Origin of the sequence: Desulfosporosinus sp. SYSU MS00001 (genome assembly GCF_049943955.1) — a bacterium.
In the GTDB taxonomy this organism is placed as follows: Bacteria; Bacillota; Desulfitobacteriia; order Desulfitobacteriales; family Desulfitobacteriaceae; genus Desulfosporosinus.
The window spans coordinates 210,734-228,394 of record NZ_JBNFTW010000006.1 but is presented as its reverse complement, the minus strand read 5'-3'; the positions used below and the strand labels follow the sequence as shown (position 1 = coordinate 228,394).

19 protein-coding genes are annotated in these 17,661 nt (G+C 41.6%); 15 read left to right on the top strand and 4 right to left on the bottom strand.

The genetic code is table 11. From position 1 onward, the window contains the following. The first annotated feature begins 11 nt into the window (after window positions 1-11). Window positions 12-2,174: an L-lactate dehydrogenase (quinone) large subunit LdhH gene (ldhH, locus tag ACPUYX_RS13030; RefSeq protein WP_426380076.1), complete on the top strand. Its 2,163-nt coding sequence runs from the start codon at window positions 12-14 to the stop codon at window positions 2,172-2,174. A 514-nt stretch (window positions 2,175-2,688) separates the two neighbouring features. After that, window positions 2,689-3,135: a hypothetical protein gene (locus ACPUYX_RS13025; protein WP_426380075.1), complete on the top strand. Its 447-nt coding sequence runs from the start codon at window positions 2,689-2,691 to the stop codon at window positions 3,133-3,135. A gap of 74 nt (window positions 3,136-3,209) precedes the next feature. Here ACPUYX_RS13025 and ACPUYX_RS13020 read toward each other — a convergent pair whose 3' ends face one another. Next, window positions 3,210-5,459 (bottom strand): DEAD/DEAH box helicase, encoded by a 2,250-nt coding sequence (locus ACPUYX_RS13020; RefSeq protein ID WP_426380074.1) that lies wholly within the window; start codon window positions 5,457-5,459, stop codon window positions 3,210-3,212. Window positions 5,460-5,603: 144 nt separating this feature from the next. Here ACPUYX_RS13020 and ACPUYX_RS13015 point away from each other — a divergent pair, with 144 nt between their 5' ends. Next, window positions 5,604-6,458, top strand: coding sequence for a hypothetical protein (locus tag ACPUYX_RS13015; protein ID WP_426380073.1), 855 nt, complete (start codon window positions 5,604-5,606; stop codon window positions 6,456-6,458). Here ACPUYX_RS13015 and ACPUYX_RS13010 read toward each other — a convergent pair. The 3 genes from ACPUYX_RS13010 to ACPUYX_RS13000 all read right to left on the bottom strand — a co-directional run bounded on the left by ACPUYX_RS13010 (window position 6,455) and on the right by ACPUYX_RS13000 (window position 8,976). Beyond that, window positions 6,455-7,129: a Crp/Fnr family transcriptional regulator gene (locus tag ACPUYX_RS13010; RefSeq protein ID WP_426380072.1), complete on the bottom strand. Its 675-nt coding sequence runs from the start codon at window positions 7,127-7,129 to the stop codon at window positions 6,455-6,457. The two genes, ACPUYX_RS13015 and ACPUYX_RS13010, sit on opposite strands and share 4 nt — an antisense overlap. 488 nt (window positions 7,130-7,617) lie before the next feature. Continuing rightward, a complete protein-coding gene (locus ACPUYX_RS13005; RefSeq protein ID WP_426380071.1) occupies window positions 7,618-7,887 on the bottom strand; it encodes a late competence development ComFB family protein in 270 nt (89 codons plus the stop codon). A 114-nt stretch (window positions 7,888-8,001) separates the two neighbouring features. Beyond that, entirely contained in the window at window positions 8,002-8,976 is a 975-nt protein-coding gene (locus tag ACPUYX_RS13000; protein WP_426380070.1) for a glycosyl hydrolase family 18 protein, read from the bottom strand. Between the two features lie 105 nt (window positions 8,977-9,081). Between ACPUYX_RS13000 and ACPUYX_RS12995 the strand changes: the two genes are divergently transcribed. From ACPUYX_RS12995 to ACPUYX_RS12940, 12 genes are all read left to right on the top strand, one after another. Continuing rightward, the gene (locus tag ACPUYX_RS12995; protein WP_426380069.1) at window positions 9,082-9,573 is read left to right on the top strand and encodes an HD domain-containing protein; all 492 of its coding nucleotides are present in this window, start codon (window positions 9,082-9,084) and stop codon (window positions 9,571-9,573) included. 3 nt (window positions 9,574-9,576) lie between these two features. Continuing rightward, window positions 9,577-10,575: an asparaginase gene (locus tag ACPUYX_RS12990; RefSeq protein ID WP_426380068.1), complete on the top strand. Its 999-nt coding sequence runs from the start codon at window positions 9,577-9,579 to the stop codon at window positions 10,573-10,575. A gap of 146 nt (window positions 10,576-10,721) precedes the next feature. After that, window positions 10,722-10,988, top strand: coding sequence for a FeoA family protein (locus tag ACPUYX_RS12985; RefSeq protein ID WP_426380067.1), 267 nt, complete (start codon window positions 10,722-10,724; stop codon window positions 10,986-10,988). A 57-nt stretch (window positions 10,989-11,045) separates the two neighbouring features. After that, window positions 11,046-13,136 carry a ferrous iron transport protein B gene (gene feoB, locus ACPUYX_RS12980; protein WP_426380066.1) on the top strand — a complete coding sequence of 697 codons (2,091 nt, stop codon included), beginning with the start codon at window positions 11,046-11,048 and terminating at the stop codon, window positions 13,134-13,136. 85 nt (window positions 13,137-13,221) lie between these two features. After that, window positions 13,222-13,500: a FeoC-like transcriptional regulator gene (locus tag ACPUYX_RS12975; RefSeq protein WP_426380065.1), complete on the top strand. Its 279-nt coding sequence runs from the start codon at window positions 13,222-13,224 to the stop codon at window positions 13,498-13,500. A gap of 99 nt (window positions 13,501-13,599) precedes the next feature. Next, window positions 13,600-14,193: a TetR/AcrR family transcriptional regulator gene (locus tag ACPUYX_RS12970; RefSeq protein ID WP_426380064.1), complete on the top strand. Its 594-nt coding sequence runs from the start codon at window positions 13,600-13,602 to the stop codon at window positions 14,191-14,193. Window positions 14,194-14,557: 364 nt separating this feature from the next. Further along, on the top strand, window positions 14,558-15,274 hold the full coding sequence (locus ACPUYX_RS12965) for a demethylmenaquinone methyltransferase (RefSeq protein ID WP_426380063.1): 717 nt from the start codon (window positions 14,558-14,560) through the stop codon (window positions 15,272-15,274). A gap of 293 nt (window positions 15,275-15,567) precedes the next feature. Continuing rightward, window positions 15,568-15,999: a CBS domain-containing protein gene (locus tag ACPUYX_RS12960; RefSeq protein WP_426380062.1), complete on the top strand. Its 432-nt coding sequence runs from the start codon at window positions 15,568-15,570 to the stop codon at window positions 15,997-15,999. Between the two features lie 20 nt (window positions 16,000-16,019). Further along, window positions 16,020-16,145: a hypothetical protein gene (locus ACPUYX_RS12955; protein ID WP_282432753.1), complete on the top strand. Its 126-nt coding sequence runs from the start codon at window positions 16,020-16,022 to the stop codon at window positions 16,143-16,145. 93 nt (window positions 16,146-16,238) lie between these two features. Next, window positions 16,239-16,628: a thioesterase family protein gene (locus tag ACPUYX_RS12950; RefSeq protein ID WP_426380061.1), complete on the top strand. Its 390-nt coding sequence runs from the start codon at window positions 16,239-16,241 to the stop codon at window positions 16,626-16,628. A gap of 2 nt (window positions 16,629-16,630) precedes the next feature. Then, window positions 16,631-17,245, top strand: coding sequence for a YigZ family protein (locus ACPUYX_RS12945; protein WP_426380060.1), 615 nt, complete (start codon window positions 16,631-16,633; stop codon window positions 17,243-17,245). 169 nt (window positions 17,246-17,414) lie between these two features. After that, on the top strand, window positions 17,415-17,561 hold the full coding sequence (locus ACPUYX_RS12940; protein WP_170932581.1) for a hypothetical protein: 147 nt from the start codon (window positions 17,415-17,417) through the stop codon (window positions 17,559-17,561). The last annotated feature ends 100 nt before the right edge of the window (window positions 17,562-17,661 follow it).

Genomic DNA, 17,661 nt, shown 5'->3' with positions numbered 1-17,661 from the left:
AAGTGGCCTAAATGGCAGATAAACAATTTAAAAAGAAAATTTCAGACGCCTTGGATAATGACGTATTACGTGGTGCACTAGGACGCTTTGGAGATACTTATATTACAGCACGGGAAAAGGCCTATGAAGGCTATGATTTCCCCTCGATTCGTGAAAATATTGTCAAAGTTAAGTCCTATGCCGCAAGTCATTTGGATGAGATGATCGATCAATTTGAAAAAGCAGCTACTGCCAGAGGAGCAAAAGTTTTCCGGGCAGCTACAGGAGAGGACGCCAAAAAATATATTAGTGAGTTAGCAAAACAGCAAGGTGTAAAGCGTATTGTCAAATCAAAATCGATGGCCTCAGAAGAAATTCTGCTCAACAAAGCTTTAATGGCTGAAGGAATGGATGTTCAAGAAACAGACTTGGGTGAATGGATTCTTCAGCTCGCCGGACAGCATCCATCGCATATGGTTATGCCGGCGATCCATATGACTAAGGAAGAAGTTGCCGATATTTTTTCGGGACACTTGCAAAGAGTGAGCCAACCCGTTATTACAGAGTTGGTTAAAACAGCTCGTGCAGAACTGCGCAAAAAATTCCTGGAAGCAGACATGGGGATTTCAGGAGCGAACATGGCCATTGCAGAAACAGGCACGTTGATGGTCGTTACCAATGAAGGGAACGCCCGACTTACCTCTACTTTACCTCGAGTTCATGTTTTTCTGGTGGGAATCGAAAAACTTGTTCCTAACTTTGAAGATGCTACACATATTTTGCAAGCCTTACCCAGAAGTGCGACTGCCCAGCAGATAACAAGCTATGTAACAATGGTTACTGGCCCAACTCCTGCCTATTATGAAGATGGTTCCGTCAAGGATAAGGAGTTTCATATTATCCTAATGGATAATGGACGGCGTAAGATGTATAACGATCCTAAGTTTAAAAAGACGTTCCAATGTATTCGCTGTGCCTCTTGTCTGAATGTTTGCCCTGCCTTCCAACTTGTAGGCGGCCATGTTTACGGTCATATTTATACAGGTGGAATTGGAACAATTTTAACGAATTTCTTAAACTCGGAAAACGATGCCAAAAATCCTCAGAATCTATGTCTTCAATGCGGGAAATGCGCTGAAGTATGTCCGGGAAATTTAGATATTCCTGAGATGATTTTAGAGTTACGCAACCGGATGGGAGAAAAGCAAGGTCTCCCTTTCACTCAAAAGTTTGCTTTAGATGTTGTTTCCAATAGACGACTATTTCATTCCTTATTACGTGTTGCTTCTAAGGCTCAAAAACCTTTTACGAAAGGACAGCCGGTTATCCGTCACTTGCCGCTCTTTCTGGCGGGAATGACTGAGAAAAAGAGCTTACCGGCAGTTGCTGATATACCATTTCGCGATGTGTTTAAAACAATCAAACAGGATATTAAGAGACCGAAAGGAAAGATTGCCTTTTACTCAGGCTGTTTAATTGACTTTGTCTATCCGCGAATCGGTGAAGGCGTTATCAGCGCTCTTAATGAAAAGGGATATGAAGTGGTATTCCCAGAGGGACAATCTTGCTGCGGAGCTCCGGCGACTTATATGGGTGATCGCAATAATGCTCGAAAATTGGCCATCATGAATATAGAAGCTTTAAATGCAGAAAGCGTTGATTATGTGGTCAGTGCTTGCCCTACTTGTACTCATGCCCTTAAAGACAGTTTCCAGGATCTTGTTAAGGATGATCCGTCTCTAGCTGCCCGTGCCGCAGAATTAAGCCGTAAATCCTTTGACTTTTCTAAATTGCTCTCAGATCTTGGTGGTTTAGAGCCGGGGGGAGACGGGGTGCCTCTTAAAGTTACTTATCATGATTCCTGTCATTTAAAACGAAAAATGGGAGTTTATGCTGAGCAGAGAAAGCTTCTAAGTGATACAACTGGAGTAGAACTTATAGAAATGAAAGAGTCTGATCGCTGCTGTGGATTTGCAGGTTCCTATTCAATCAAATTCCCAGAGCTATCCGAACCGATTTTGGAACGCAAGCTTAATAATATTGAAGCAACTGGGGCAAAGGTTGTTGCTGTGGACTGTCCGGGATGTTTGATGCAAATTTCGGGGGGATTAGATAAAAGAAACCCCAATATAAAAGTTGTTCATACAGCTGAACTCTTATTTGATAAGCGTAAGAAAACTTCAAAAAAGAGCTAAGATGTTATTGCCTTTAACAAAATTTGCGAAAAGATGATAGTTTTCGTGCAAGGATTTTCTTACCTTCAGTTCGAATAGTTATATAGGGAAATGAATTCTTTGTCCGGTATAACGCAGGCTGGATATTAAGCCTCAAAAATGGAATCGAAAGGACAAGGAAGACGAAAGTTCCCGTTATCTTAGCTGCCAAAGAATGTTCCTTTTCTTAAAAAGTGCTGCAGCACCAAGAAGGGATGTCTCAGTCAATGCACCTCTGTAAAGCGGAGTGGTTCGTTGCAAGCGCTGAGAAATGATGAAGCCTCTGAGAAACAACTCAGAGGCTTTCTTTTACCCCCATTATACATGATCTAACAGCTGACTTCTTCAATAGAAATAGTTAAAATCATGATTATAAGTGAAGGAACATAACTATTACCTGAAGGAATTTCTTTGGAAAAGAAAGAATATTAAGGGTTATAATAAGGTTAGGTAAGCAATTATTTCTACAGATAAGTAGTTTAGAGGGGTGATAATCTTGGGAATATATGACCTTTTCATATTACCCAAAACAACGGGCCCGATAGATCTTCCGGTAACATCTGCACGCATTGCTGAATTATTTTCTGAGTTTTTAAGACGTTATTATGAATGGAAAAGTGCACAACTCAAGGAAATGATCATTATACTTTTGTTGCTGATTGTTGGAGGAAGCATCTTAAGTATTCCGTGGTTATTACCTAATTTCGGAATGACCTTAAGTTTATGCTTGCTGTTATCATTTTACATAGCTGTTAAATGTTACATAGCTATTAACCGAAAGGTAAGTCATTTATATGTCAACGTACATGTTTTGCAGCATCACTTAGTTGGTAAAGTTGAGGTGGGGTTTTGTGATCATCGTGAGCCCTGTCATTGTGCTGAGGAATTTATGGATTACGTGTTAAGAACTTACAACATTTCTCTAAACAAGATCCTAAGCTAATAATTTAAAGCATGTCCACTTGCGGTGTTGAGAAAGAGCGATTTTATCGTTAAGTTTGTTTGATTGTCGCCGATCTATAGTTCCATAACTGCTGCCTCATCTCGATCAAGTTTATCCATGCAAATTTTAAAACGTGATCTCAAATTGGCATCATTTACAGCATCACGCATTTGGCGTAATAAATCAATGGTACGCCGAAAAACGCTAATGATATCCCCTTCATCGAGATTACACATGGTTTGTACTTCACTAAATGATTGCCCTTGACTCCAAGCATACGTTATGACAGCTACACGGGGGTCATAGCGTACAGATTCTTGCCCGCAAATGCTCTGAATGTAGGTGATGATATCCTTAACAGGTGTTGAATCAAAGACAATACCCCGCTGAAAAACATCATTTTTGCGAGCTTCAAAATCAATGCTAGAAAGTAAAGCATTAATTTGGTCATCATCAAGCTGGTGAAAAATATCGGAATAAATTAATTCGGTGACCAGGAGTTCTTGGACATAAATTCTACTTGCGCAAATTCCACGAGGCAACAGCTCATCGCCGCGTAAATATCCAATTTGACGGAGGTGATTTTTTTTATACTCATATTCCCTTAGAAAGGCGTTCTCCTCTGGAAGAGTTTCGAGGGCATTCAGAAGCTCTTTTTGTTTTTGTTTTAACATAAGGAAGGACTTACTGTGATTTTCACAACTGTCTCGTTGCTCGGAAGGACAATTTTGGGGAGGGTGTGCTAATATTTTTTCCCAAGAACGAATCTTTCGGGCCATTTCCCGTCCATAGGCACGGTTCTGTTTACGGGGTCCAAGTGCCTTATAGGCTTTGCGCAGCCGTTCTAACTCCTTCTGTTTCGGGCGATGTTTTATCGGGCACTTGAAGGATTCAACCTCTTCACACAAGTTCCTCTTGGATTCTTCAAGTTCTTTTTCTATTTTGGTCAACTCCGAATGAAAGTGGTCTGAGTTCAAGCGATAACTAAAGGCTGCGAAACTCTTCTGAAAATAGGTTCCGATTTGTTCGGGTGTAAGAGTTGCCGTGAGATTTAGAACAGTATTATAAGTTAAGCGGAATTGACTTGTTAAAGGCTCCAGTTTATTTAATTGAAATCTGGGAGGAGGGCTTTTTTCCATATAGGCTAAATCAACCATGGCAAAAGAATACCCCTTTTTATCGATTCCCCTCCGACCGGCACGTCCTGACATTTGAAAAAATTCATGGTTAGCCAACGGCCGGAAATTGCGGCCATCGTATTTATTAAGGGAATCGAAACAGACCGATTTTACGGGATAGTTAATGCCGACGCTAAATGTTTCCGTGCAATAAAGAACCTTAATTAGTCGTTCTAAGAAGAGTTCTTCGACAACTACCTTCTGGGAAGGGAGCAATCCGGCATGATGATAGGCAATCCCTTTAGAGCACAAGCGTTTTAACTGTCGCGTCGATGACGACCAATCGTTTTCCTGGCCAAAGTACTGAAAAAATTTTTCTTCGACGATTCTGCGCTCCGAAGATTTAAGATAATTGGCAATGGCAGCTAATTCCATGGCTTTAAGTGCACATTGCTTTCGGCTAAAGACGAAAAAAAGGGCCGGGAGGTGGTCACGTTGTATCGTGCGAATTAGGTCTAAATGAGTTGTGGGGCTGAAGGGATTTTCCTCACTTTTGTTTTGTTTAAGTTTTTGACGATAAAATTTCCATAGGTGATTATAATCGACGAGTCCTGTATCTTTGGTGAAATAATAATATTCAAGAGGAACAATCCGTTTGGACTCCTCAATTAAGGCGACCTCTTCATGGCGGATTGATTCAATCCAGTTTACAAGCTGCCGAGCATTGGCTATGGTAGCACTAAGCCCCAGAATCTTCATCTTAGCCGGAGCAAGAATGATTGACTCTTCCCAGACCGTCCCTCGTTCTTCATCGTTGAGCCAGTGAATTTCATCAAAGACAATGTGAGACACAAATTCAAGATTTGGATCTTCGGTGATTACTTGGTTGCGGAAAACCTCCGTCGTCATAATGAGAAGAGGAGCTGTTGGGTTTAGAACAACATCTCCAGTCATAATACCAACAGCATTTTCACCAAATTGTTCTTTAAAATCCCGATATTTTTGATTGCTTAAAGCCTTAATTGGCGCCGTGTAGATAACTCGCAAATGTTCATTCATGGCTTTTTCGATTAAATAATCAGCTACCAGCGTTTTACCGGTGCCGGTCGGAGCAGCCACAATGACTGATTTTCCGGCGTCAATAGCTTCTAAGGCCTGTTCCTGAAAGGGGTCGAGGTTGTATTCGTGATATTTACGCTCAGACATATATGTCAGCTCGTTTCTGAAGTAAATTTGTTTACTTATTTTAACAAAAGGGCTAATGATGGTCAACTTTAGTAAGCTTTGGTCTGAATCAGCGTTTGTATCCATATGATGAAACAAGAGACAAGGCTAAGGAGGGATTTGGTAGTGTCTTCGCTAAGATTAGAGATAGAGCAGTCTATGGGGCTCAAATTTCCCGAAAAAAACGGAGCAGCGTTGGTTAAGTTTGAGGAATCCTTGGAAATTCCCCGTGCAGCTGAAGCATTGATGCGAGGGTTGTACCGAGATCCTGAGCGTGTTCGGCAAGGGTTCAAACGATTGCATCAGGAAACAGGTTCGATGATTGAACTCTTGATGCCCAGGCGCTCTCGGTTACGGGAATGGTCGGATGCTCTTCCGGAACGGCCGAAAGATGCCGAGGCCTTTTTGAAAGAAACCACCGATCAGTTGCTGGTTAAAGAACAACGCTTGGTGCAAGCCGGGCGGGATTTATTAGGGCAATTGCAAGAGAGCGGATTGGAAGATATCTTTCCTGTTTCGTTATCAGCATTTGGAGTCTGTTCCTATCGGGAACCGAGTGTTAAACTTTATCTCAAACCTTTAGGAAGGTTTGCCGAAATTAATCAGATTAATCCTGATTCATTGCGCCAGGCAGTCCGGGTTCACTTTCTCTGTCTGCTCTTGATTATTGCCGGTGAGGACCTTGACGGACAAGTTTTTGCCAGAGGAGTTGAAGAGGAAGCTACCAACTGGCTTACAACCCTTTATACCATCCGCTATTTAAAACGCCAGTCGGCCGAACTGGCTCATGGATATCTTGAATGGGTAAAAGCCTGGGGTGGAAAGATACCCAATCAGACGATGCTGAATGATCGCGTCTGCGAAAAGACACGAGCAGCAATGATATTTTGGCGTCGTCATTTAAATATCAGTTGGGCAGAATGTTGGCATATTGTTAGTCAATTTGAGTCCGAGAGTGCCCATGATTTGGAAATCAATTAGGGCCATTCTGCTAATTCATGAGGCTTGATAATTTCCAAACGATCGTCAACCAGTTTAAGTATTCCTGCCTTTTTCCAGCCGTTGATAGCTCGGTTAACATATTCTCGACTGGTACCAATCATGTTGGCAAGATCACGATGGGTGATAGAAGCGTCGATAAAAATGGGGCTTCCCGGAGTTGTTGCAGGCTGTGCCAGTCGCATAAAAAGGGCAGCCAAAATTCCTGAGGTAGATCGATTGGTTAAGATACGAATAAACTCTTGAGCTAATCTCAATCTGCGGCTTAACGTTCGAATCAGGGCTAAGGAAAGAGAAGGACTAATATCAAGAATTTGAGGCATTATTTCATTATTTAGAACAAAGAGGACACTATCTTGAAGAACTTCAGCAGTTGCAGGATATGGACCGGCCTCTAAGAGTAAAATCTCGGCAAAACTATCATATGGGCCATACCAGTCAAGAATCTGTTCATCGCCTTCTGGAGTTCTCTTGGTGAGTTTAACTTGTCCGGAATGTACAAAATATACGCAGGTACCAATTTCCCCTTCAACAAATAGCAGCTGGCCTCGACGATAATGACGTTCTTGGAGATGGGGAAGAAGTGGGAAAACGTCTTCGGCTGTTAGGGATGAGAACAAAGAAAAACGAATAAGTTCATTTACTGTTAGCATGATAAGCCCCCCTATCTCCCCTTGACAATAATTTGTATCAAATCGTAAGATTCCCTCTTATACAAGTGGGAGTATTTCCATACCTTGTTACGGTGAGGGCGGAGTCAATCCTTCAGCGTAATAGCATTTGTCATGGGCTAGGCGCTTTCATCGAAAGTGTCTCTAAGACACTTTTTCGCCACCGAAGCCCTGAAGTCCGGCTTTAACCGAACGAGTTCACTTAAGTCTAGTTTAATGTTATAATTACTCGTGGATTTGAAAATAAACTGTTTCAAGGTAAGGGCATACACTATTAAAAAGGGGGTAAGGGTATGCTCGGAATTGAATCAGTTCGTATTCAATCAGTGGTTAATTCTCCTTTTAGAGTTGTCACCATATTTATGGTTTTCTTTATTGCCGTAATCATTATCATTAATTCTGTCTGATTATCCACTATGTAATTCTGGACTTAATCAACCGTTCTATAGGTTTTAAGTGTATCGTAGTTATTACCCATGTGAAGGGGAAGCATTTACTTGTTGGGCTGCTCGGACTATCTCGGCCATGATACGAGCTTGGCCTGGAAGAGTGTGAGATTCAAATTCTGTTAATATTTGCCCGCGCAGGGATACGCAATAGCGCGCTGGAAGTTGGTTTAAAGCTAAGGCCATAATATCTGCTTGACACTTTTCACATGAACAATCGATTGGATTGTCGTGCAAATAATCTTCAAGCATTTGTTGGACGACGACTTCGAGATGATTTTTTATTGCATACATTACTGTTATCTCCTTATTATTGATTAATTATTTCAATAATAAGGCCAATTCGACAAAAGAACAAGCAGAAAAAGTGCATCCCTTCGAGGATGCCTATTCTATTGGAAAAAATTACTATTTTTTTAGTTTACTGGTCACTCCTTGCCAAAATCGACTGGTCTCATACCCGAGGCGCCAAATGGCAATACCTCTTAAACGATAACTTTTAACAAATCCAAGTCGGATTTTTGCAGAAATTTCATTTTCGAACCAAACACTATGTCGTGCTCTACCCAGCCAATAGTAGAAATATGGTTCTACAGCTGTATCAGACCAAAGCATGTGAGCATTGGTTTTGGCAGCTAAATTTGGAATGTCACGCATCGGCACCATCTGAGTGGCTTCATTGGACCAATCGTAACCATAGACCGGTATACCTAATAATATTTTTTCCTGAGGAAGGTAACGAATCGCGTAATCGAGAGCTTGGTTCATCCATGGTAAACTGGCAACAGGGCCGGGAGATCCTCCTGCGTAGTGCTCGTCATAGGTCATCAGGGTAATTACATCGCATAGCTTTCCTATCCCGGCAAAGTCATACCCGGGGGCTTCCCATTCTGAACGTTTAGCTGGAATAGCAATCGTTAATAGTAGGCCTCTATCATGTAACGCCGCTCTTAGAGATTCAAGAAAAGTTAAAAAGGGAATACGGTAGGAAGCTTCGATTCCCTCAAAATCAACATGTACACCTGCTGCGGAGGACGGAAGTAAATTGAGCATCTGCTGAATACAATTCTTTTGCATCGTTGTTGACGAAAGAACTGTATGGATAGGCATTGGATCAAAAATGCTTCCATTAAAATTATGAAAAAGTATAAGAGGAGCAATGTTTCGTGCCAAACTTTCCTGTAAGGCGAGATTATTAATCTGGCCTGAGAAGTAACCATTTTGCTGAAGCTGAAAGGCAAAATCAGCATATACATCAATGTGTGATCCCTGTTGGCGTATGGAATCAATCGCTCGTAAATCCCCAGGATAATCGTCGGAAACATAGCCAAGGACCCACATTCGATTATCCATGAGCCGACGTGCAGTTGGTGTCCAATTCAAAGATACCCTCCTCCTTTATATGCACACTCCTAGGATAAGATATGAGAAATTAGAAAATTAATCTTACTTTTTTATCTGTAAATTTAAGGAAGGTGAAAAGTTGCCGTGAATATTGAATTCATTAAAGCGCTGCAAGAAATTTATAATCTCTTAGATCAGATGGAGCTTCGAAAAATGGAGAGGGATTATCCAATTATTTGGGAGAGGATACATTCCACGAGTTGTGCTCAGATTGGCAGGTTGTTAGCTCAAAAACGTCACGTTGACAGCGAACAAGCTGCTTTAGCATGTGCCTTACATGATTGCGGGCGTTGGGTTACCGGACGTCAAGAGAACCATGCCCCCCAAGGGGAAGAACTTGCTCGTCGTTTCCTTCGGGAACAAAATCTTTCCTCAATAACTCAGGAGTCTATTGTTCAAGCAATTATTAATCATTCGAAAAAGGAAGATGTTGGATCTCCCCTGGAGGAACTTGTAAAAGATGCTGATATTTTGGATTGCTATTGGTATGGAGACGATATATCCAAGAAATATCATGTTGCCAGACTACAACGAGCTCTCTGTGAGCTGAATATAGAGCCATCTAAGGAGGGATAAGTTTTGGATAAGGTTCTTCTTATTGCTACGGGCGGAACTATTGCCATGCGCAAAGATAAAGCGGGGAAAGCAGTGCCTGCTGTCAGCGGACATGAACTGTTGGAAAGTATCCCGGAATTGACGAAGCATGCCAGATGGGATGTCTTAGACTTCAGCAATATGGCGAGCTGCAATATGGATTTAAAGCAAATGAGAAATCTGGCTTATGCAATAGAACAACGCTTTTTAACCGATTCCGACTTAAAAGGAATCGTGGTTACTCATGGGACAGATACTCTCGAAGAGACGGCTTATTTTTTGGATATTACGATTAGAGATCCCCGCCCAGTAATCTTAACAGCTTCACAGAGAGATGCTTCGGAAACAGATTCGGACGGTCCTCGTAATCTGACGAATGCTATGCGAATCGCGCTGGATTCTCGGGCCAGGGACCGCGGAGTTCTGATCGCACTTAATGAAGAAATTCATGCTGCCCGAGATGTCAGAAAACTTCATACAAATCATGTTGATGCTTTTAATTCCGGGGAAAAGGGAAACTTAGGGACCATCGATACCGGAGATGTCCTCTGGCACCGTAAGCCAGAACATACTATAAAACTAGGTGTTCCCGAAAAATTGGCGAAGGTTGCTATTTGTAAAGTTTATACAGGAATGCCTAAGGATATTTTGCGCTTGATGACTCATGATAAAACAGATGCTTTGGTTATTGAAGCATTTGGACGAGGCAATTTACCGCCTCATCTCGTTCCGGAAATCTCGGAGATTATCAACAACGGCATTCCTGTTGTGATAACCTCACGTTGTTTGTTTGGCCGGACTTCTCCCGTTTACGGGTATTCTGGCGGAGGAGCAGATCTGGAACGCATCGGGGCCTGGTTTGCGGACGATTTATCGACAGAAAAAGTACGTTTGTTCGTAAGCATTGCCTTAGGGCAAGGTGTGGCGCTGAAGACTTTAAAAGAAATGCTTGCAGCCGGAGCTATCAATTTTATGAATAAGTGATATAGTTTAGTTGAATGGTTTAGAACCTCTATTCATATTGACAAGGCAAAAAAAGAAGAGTATGCTATAAATAAATGAGAGAGATTCTCAATTGAGGTAGCGTCTTCTAATGAGAATGATTATCAGTTGCGGAGGAGGGATCAACAATGGAACGCAGTCTTGGGGAATTAAAACCCGGTGAACGGGCTTGTGTCGCACGTATCAATGGTGGAGGTGCTTTGCGTCGTCGGATGATGGATATGGGAATTGTACCAGGAGTCGAACTGGAGGTTGTTCGTTGTGCTCCTATGGGGGGTCCCCTTCAGATACGCCTTAAGGGTTATTATCTGGCAATGCGTCGCGGAGAATGTGCTAAAATAGTTGTCTCCGGGGAGCAACATGTAGCTATTAAACATACCTTAGCTAGTCGCTAGTGGATTTTGCCGCTTTGACATAGTGAACAATGCTTATTAAAGGAGGGCGGCTATGCCATGAAAATTGCTCTTGTTGGCAATCCCAATGTTGGGAAAAGTACGGTTTTTAATGCCCTGACAGGCTCCAATCAGCAGGTCGGAAATTGGGCAGGTAAAACCGTTGAACGCAAGACAGGTATTATACGCAGAGATAATCTGGAAATTGAATTGGTTGACCTACCGGGGACATATAGTTTAACGGCCTATACACAGGAAGAGATTGTTACACGTCAATACATTCTTCGTGAAAAACCGGATGTAGTGATGGCGATGGTGGATGCTTCCAATATCGAAAGGAATCTCTATCTCGTTCTACAGATTCTTGAGTTAGCGCCTCGGGTTGTTATTGGACTTAATATGATGGACTTGGCAAAGTCTTCAGGAATTATTTTAAATGCTGCTGAGTTGGCAAAAGCCCTAAATGTATCAGTTGTTGAGATTGTAGCCGCAAAAGGGATAGGCATTGACAAGTTTTTATCAGAGGCTGTTAGAGTCGGACTTTTGCAGAAGGACCCTTTGGTTCACCAAGTACCCTATCCTTCTGAGCTCGAAGAAAAAATTCGAACTATGGAGAATTTATTAAAGGATACATCTTGGGCTTCTCTATACCCCTTAAGATGGTTAGCTCTTAAACGACTGGAAAGAGATCCTGAGATTGGACAAGAATGGCAGTCGGAATCTGCTCCGGAATCTTCAAAAGATAAGAAACGCGAATCGTGCTGCGATTCGGGTGATGCTTTAAACTATAAACTTAAGAAGATCATCGAGCTTCCAGGGAATGATTTGCTGCGATCTTATGAGGAAGATGGGTGGACCAGGGACCACTTTGAAATGGCTTTCGCTGATGCTAAATATAATTATATATCTCAAATTTTACCTAGGTTTTTAACCCAAGAAGATCTCAGAAAGCCTTCTCTCACAGATTCCTTAGATCGTTGGATTCTTTCTCCGATTTGGGGTTACCCCATCATGATCCTAGTACTTGCCCTTGTGTTTTGGGCTTCTTTCATTGCCAGCGCCCCTTTAGGAGAGGCCGTTTCTCAGGGTATGGCCTTGGCGGCTGATTTTTTAGTGAACCTTTTACAGTGGTTTCATGCACCGACTTTCCTAATGAGCTTGGTAAGAGATGGAATCTTTGCGGGAGTTGGCGCGGTTCTGGCTTTTGTACCGCAAATAGCAATCTTTTTTGCTTTCTTTTCCTTCTTGCAAGACAGTGGATATTTAGCGAGGGCAGCTTTTTTAGGTGACCGTCTCATGCAATTGATGGGCTTACATGGTAAATCATTCTTCTCCTTAGTATCCAGTTTCGGATGTAATGTACCAGGAATTATGGCCACAAGAACTCTTGAAGATCCTAAGGATCGATTGATTACGATGTTGCTGAACCCTTTGATACCGTGTGTTCCGCGTTTGGGGGTTATGAGCGCTGTCGTTGCGGCGTTTTTTCCAGGAACCCGAGGGGCAATGATTATGTTAAGTCTCTTGTTGATAAGTATGCTCCTAGTGATGATTTCCGCTCTCTTTATGAGAAGAGTCGTAGATCAGAGGGAACGGTCGGCCTTCGTCATGGAATTGCCTTTATATCATCTTCCTACCTTACGGAATGTTCTATGGCCGACTTGGCATAAGACCTATACTTTCCTTAAGAGGGCTTGGACGTTTATTTTAGCTGCTTCCGTAGTAGTCTGGCTGTTAAGTTCTTTCCCTCAAGGAGTGTCTATGGACTCAACTTGGGCCGGAAAAATGGGAGAATGGCTGGAATTTATCGGCAAACCTTTAGGTTTTGACTGGAAGATTATGGTGGCCATTGTCTTTGGCTTTACGGCTAAAGAAACGACCTTATCAACTCTCGGAATTTTATATGGGGTGGCAGCTGATGCCTCACAATCAATTGCTCAGGCAATGACGGGGGCTATGTCTCCTTTAAAGGCTTATACTTTTCTAGTTGTCTATATGCTTTATATTCCCTGTTTAGCCTCAGTAGTGACAACCTATAAAGAATCGGGTAGTCTGCGCTGGACTGCTTTCGGTATTGCCTATAATTTGATATTAAGCTTTATTATAGGATGGATTATCTTTCACGGAGGTCAAGCGTTGGGTTTTCAATAATTGATCAAATCGTCAGACTCCATCTTCTACAAGTGGGAGTGTTTCCCATACCTTGCTTTAATATTTCTCTCTGGAGGTGGTCTCGTTGCTAACCGGAATTTTAAATATCTTAGCCCGTAAAGAATCGTTATCAATGACGCAGCTGGCTCAAGAATTAAATTCTTCGCCGAGAGAACTTGAAAGCGCCCTGGAACAAATGGAACATATGGGCTATATTCGCAAGGAAATCTGTGGACAGGCTTGCGGTGCAGGCTGCAGTTCCAACGAGTGCAGCAGTCATTGCGAAGGATGCGGCTTTGCTTCTCCTGAAACTTACTCCTTCTGGGTACTTACTGAACGGGGTAAATCTTTAAGCCAAGGCTAAGTTATCATGAAGTTATTTATTCACGAATATTAAGAAATATGGTATGATCTAACTATTGGCTGGAGAGTTTACTACTGATTGAAGGGAGCTTAGTTCCTGATGAGTAGACCCCGTGAAGAAAAATATCAAGCCATTCTGGATGCAGCTACTGAGGTCTTTGCGGAATATGGCTTTTTCAATAGTCAGATATCTAAAATTGCTAAACTGGCCGGAGTTGCCGATGGAACGATCTACCTCTATTTTAAGAATAAAGAGGATATTCTTGTTAGCCTATTTACAGAACGAATGGGGCAATTTATAAACGAGATCTGTCAAGAAATTGAAGAGTGTCGTTCCGCAAAGGAACGATTATTACGTATTATCAAGACCCATTTGCGATATATGCAGGAAAATCGATCCTTGGCTATGTTTACTCAAATTGAGTTGAGGCAATCGAATCCAAAGATTAGAGAAGCAATTTCCGGCCCTTTGCGTGAATATTTTCAGAGTATCGAGCGGGTTTTGATTGAAGGAGTTAATAATGGAGAATTTATGGTACCTGACATCAAGGTCGGGCGCCAAATGCTTTTTGGGACTCTGGATGCTATGGTGAGTGATTGGGTTATCTCTAAAAAGCCAAGATCCTTGGAAGGTTTGGAAGACGTTGCTTTCCATCTTATATGCGGAGCTTTCAGAATCCGAGATGTCAATTAAGGCGTTTATTTCGTCTATAAATGCATTAGAAGTTTCAAGAAGGAAATGCCTAAGCAAATCCTTCTTTTTTCGTAAGAAAACGGATTTTGATCCAATTGTCAGACTCCCGCTTTAACAAGTGAGAGCGGTTCCCATACCTTGCTTCGCTGAAAGTGCCCATCGCATAACAAATCCTATCGCGCTGAAGGATGGATGCTACCCCCAGCGAAGCCCCGATGTTCAGCTTTAGCTGAACGAGTTCACTTTGTTCTCCAATTGCAACTGCTAAAACCTGGACAGCTAGACAACAACTTTTCCATCGCGTATTATTTATAGGAATATCTAATACTATGGAGAGTATGAAGTTAAGAATGGGAGTAAGTATATGGATTTTTCAGGTAAAGATAAAGCTGCTTATGTTCGAGAGACATTTAATTCGATTGCCGGGCATTATGATTTGATGAATAGCTTAATGAGCTTGGGAATGGACAAACGTTGGCGGCGGATTGCTGTTCAGCAAGTCGGCGCTAAACCAGGCATGAGTATTCTTGATGTTTGTTGCGGAACTGGACAATTTTCTTTGGAATTGGGTAAAGCAGTAGGAAGAGAAGGTAAGGTGATTGGCTTAGATTTCTCGCAAAAAATGCTTGATGTAGCCCAACAGACTCTTGCTCAATCTAAGGAAAAAGGACGAATTAAATTTATTCAGGGAGATGCCATGGAACTTCCTTTTCCAGAAAGTACTTTCGACGGGGTTACGGTAGGGTGGGGGCTGCGAAATTTACCAAATCTAAGAAAAGGCATCCAAGAAATGATCCGGGTCGTTAAGCCTGGCGGGAAGGTTGTTTCCTTAGATATGGCTAAGCCAACATTCCCTGGTTTTAAACAAGTTTATTGGCTATATTTTGATAAGTTAGTTCCGCTGATGGGGCAAATTTGGGCCAAGAAAGCAAGTGCTTATCAATATTTACATGACTCTGCAGTAGAATTTCCTGCCCAGCAAGAACTTGCAGGAATTTTCTCCGAATGTGGTTTGAGAGATACTAAGTACATCAATTTGGTTGGCGGCGTTGTGGCAATTATAGTAGGAACAAAACCATGATTGTAAACTGTACTTTGGACTTTAAGCTTAAGGAATTATTTAATAGTTTAACCTCGTGCGACAAGAAGTCCTCCACCTCTAAGCGTTAGCGTAGGTGGTGGGAGTATGTCACAGGGATACCTGAAAATCAAATCTTCTTCCTCAGTGAACAAAAAGTGGATCTTAACAGAGCTGTGTTTCGCGGCTCTTTTTATTTTTAGTAAAAAAAAATTTATCTTGATAATTGGGCATGGTTTTAATGAGAATGAACATACTAAATGCGTTTGAATAATAATTTTAGGAGGGGCATAACTATGAAAGTACGTGACGTTATGACAAGCGCTGTTGATTGGGTAGGACCAAAAACTACGGTTTCAGAAGTTGCACGTCTAATGAAAAAAGATGATGTTGGATCAATTCCAATTTGTGATAACAATAAGGTGATTGGTATGATCACAGACCGGGATATCGTTATGAATGTAATAGCAGTTGGCAAAGATTATAATACTGCTTTAGCCCAAGATGCTATGAGCAAGAACGTTGTTAGTGTTTCCTCCAATCAGGATGTTCATGAAGCAGCTGATTTAATGTCTCAATATCAAATCAGAAGACTCCCAGTTGTGGATCAAGATAAATTAGTAGGTATTTTAGCTATTGGGGACCTGGCTGTTGAAAGAATCCACATCAATGAAGCTGGAGATGCCCTAAGTGATATTTCTCAAGGCGCCCGTCAGAATTTGAACTAAACGGAAAGGATGAAGCGTAAATGGCCGATTTGCGTGATCGAATGGATTTAGGGACTTGGGGGGCGTTTCGTACGGGTTGGTGGGTATTACATGTGGTTGGAATTGTAGTCGTAGGATACATTGGCTATTGGTTAGCTAAAATGTAATCACTGCCTAAAGTAGTGTTGTGACAAGTTCACACACTACTTTATTTTATGATAAAATAAACGTAAATTGCCGAGGAAAGGATGTTATGACAAGTGACAATTAATATCGGAGCACTAGGACAAGCAGAAACAACTGTAACCTTAGCAAATACTGCGAAGACAATGGGAAGCGGGGGTTTGGAGGTATTTGCCACACCTGCCATGGTAGCCCTTATGGAGCAGGCTGCAGTAAATGCCCTTGAATTGCCTGAAGGGCAATCAAGTGTAGGGACGTCTTTAATAATCACCCATTCTGCTGCCACTCCTATAGGCGGTAGAATTACCGCAACGGCCGAGCTGATTGAAATTGATCGCAGACGGTTAGTTTTTACAGTGGAAGCCAGTGACGAAGCTGGACAGATTGGTTCTGGCAAACATGAACGTTTTGTCATTGAAGCAGAATCTTTTCTGAGTAAGGCGCAAAAGCGAAATCAGAGGATATAATAATGGAAGGTTTTTATACACTTTCCCAAAAGACAATATCTGAGCAAACTATCGACAAATCACGTTTCATAGGTATCGGAACTCCTGTTCATTCACTTGAGCAAATTAACCAGGCTATGGAGGGAATTCGACAGGATTATCCGAATGCCCGACACTATGTTTATGCTTACCGTTTACACGAGGGTAATTTAGAGAAAGCGTCTGATGACGGAGAGCCACAGGGAACTGGTGGGCGCCCAGTATTAGACATTCTTAAACATCAGAACCTTTGGAACATTTTACTGGTTGTTGTTAGGTATTTTGGGGGAGTTCTTCTCGGTACGGGAGGTCTAACCAGAGCATACGGCAGCACTGCTAAACTGGTTTTTGAGGGGGTTCAATTAGTTCGATTGACCCTTTTTCATCAATATCAATTGTCTCTAACTTATGAATGGTATTCATCATTAAAGTATCAATTTGAGCAACGAAATTGGCGTATCCGTGATGAAGAATTCTTGGAGGTTATTCGTTTTATAATCTCCGTTCCGGAAAATCAGACGGATTTATTCTTGAAATGGTTAGCTGATTTCACCAGAAATCAAGTTACATATCAAGATAAAGGAATTGTGTGGGAATAGACTATTATTTTTCAAAATATCTACTATTTTGAAGAGTCGAATTTGATGAACTATTTTAAAGAATTAAACTTTGGGAAAGTGAATACAATCACTTTCCTTTTTCTGTGTAATCTGTTATTATTAAAGTGAAATATGGCACTATTAAACATAATAATAGGAGCGTGTGTGTATGTTAACTTGGGTAGGAACAGTAATGATCGGTTCTTTTCTTTTAAGCTGTACTGCAGTAATTGTAACATCTGGCGTACAAATTTTAAGATCCATCCGTAAAGTTCCTATTGATGGTGGTTTTGTGTCACGAACTCAAGAAGCCTGATACGGGTAATTATGGCAATTTAAAGTAGAATATAAGAGAATGAATGAATCCAAAACTCCGCATTCTTAAGCAGCGGGGTTTTTTTCTTTCTAAATCTTAA

Excerpts from the sequence above, each read along its gene's own strand:
- ldhH (WP_426380076.1), top strand. The coding sequence starts at position 12 with ATGGCAGATAAACAATTTAAAAAGAAAATTTCAGACGCCTTGGATAAT.
- ACPUYX_RS13020 (WP_426380074.1), bottom strand. The coding sequence starts at position 5,459 with ATGTCTGAGCGTAAATATCACGAATACAACCTCGACCCCTTTCAGGAA.
- ACPUYX_RS13010 (WP_426380072.1), bottom strand. The coding sequence starts at position 7,129 with ATGCTAACAGTAAATGAACTTATTCGTTTTTCTTTGTTCTCATCCCTA.
- ACPUYX_RS13005 (WP_426380071.1), bottom strand. The coding sequence starts at position 7,887 with ATGTATGCAATAAAAAATCATCTCGAAGTCGTCGTCCAACAAATGCTT.
- ACPUYX_RS12985 (WP_426380067.1), top strand. The coding sequence starts at position 10,722 with ATGGAACGCAGTCTTGGGGAATTAAAACCCGGTGAACGGGCTTGTGTC.
- feoB (WP_426380066.1), top strand. The coding sequence starts at position 11,046 with ATGAAAATTGCTCTTGTTGGCAATCCCAATGTTGGGAAAAGTACGGTT.
- ACPUYX_RS12970 (WP_426380064.1), top strand. The coding sequence starts at position 13,600 with ATGAGTAGACCCCGTGAAGAAAAATATCAAGCCATTCTGGATGCAGCT.
- ACPUYX_RS12965 (WP_426380063.1), top strand. The coding sequence starts at position 14,558 with ATGGATTTTTCAGGTAAAGATAAAGCTGCTTATGTTCGAGAGACATTT.
- ACPUYX_RS12960 (WP_426380062.1), top strand. The coding sequence starts at position 15,568 with ATGAAAGTACGTGACGTTATGACAAGCGCTGTTGATTGGGTAGGACCA.
- ACPUYX_RS12955 (WP_282432753.1), top strand. The coding sequence starts at position 16,020 with ATGGCCGATTTGCGTGATCGAATGGATTTAGGGACTTGGGGGGCGTTT.
- ACPUYX_RS12945 (WP_426380060.1), top strand. The coding sequence starts at position 16,631 with ATGGAAGGTTTTTATACACTTTCCCAAAAGACAATATCTGAGCAAACT.
- ACPUYX_RS12940 (WP_170932581.1), top strand. The coding sequence starts at position 17,415 with ATGTTAACTTGGGTAGGAACAGTAATGATCGGTTCTTTTCTTTTAAGC.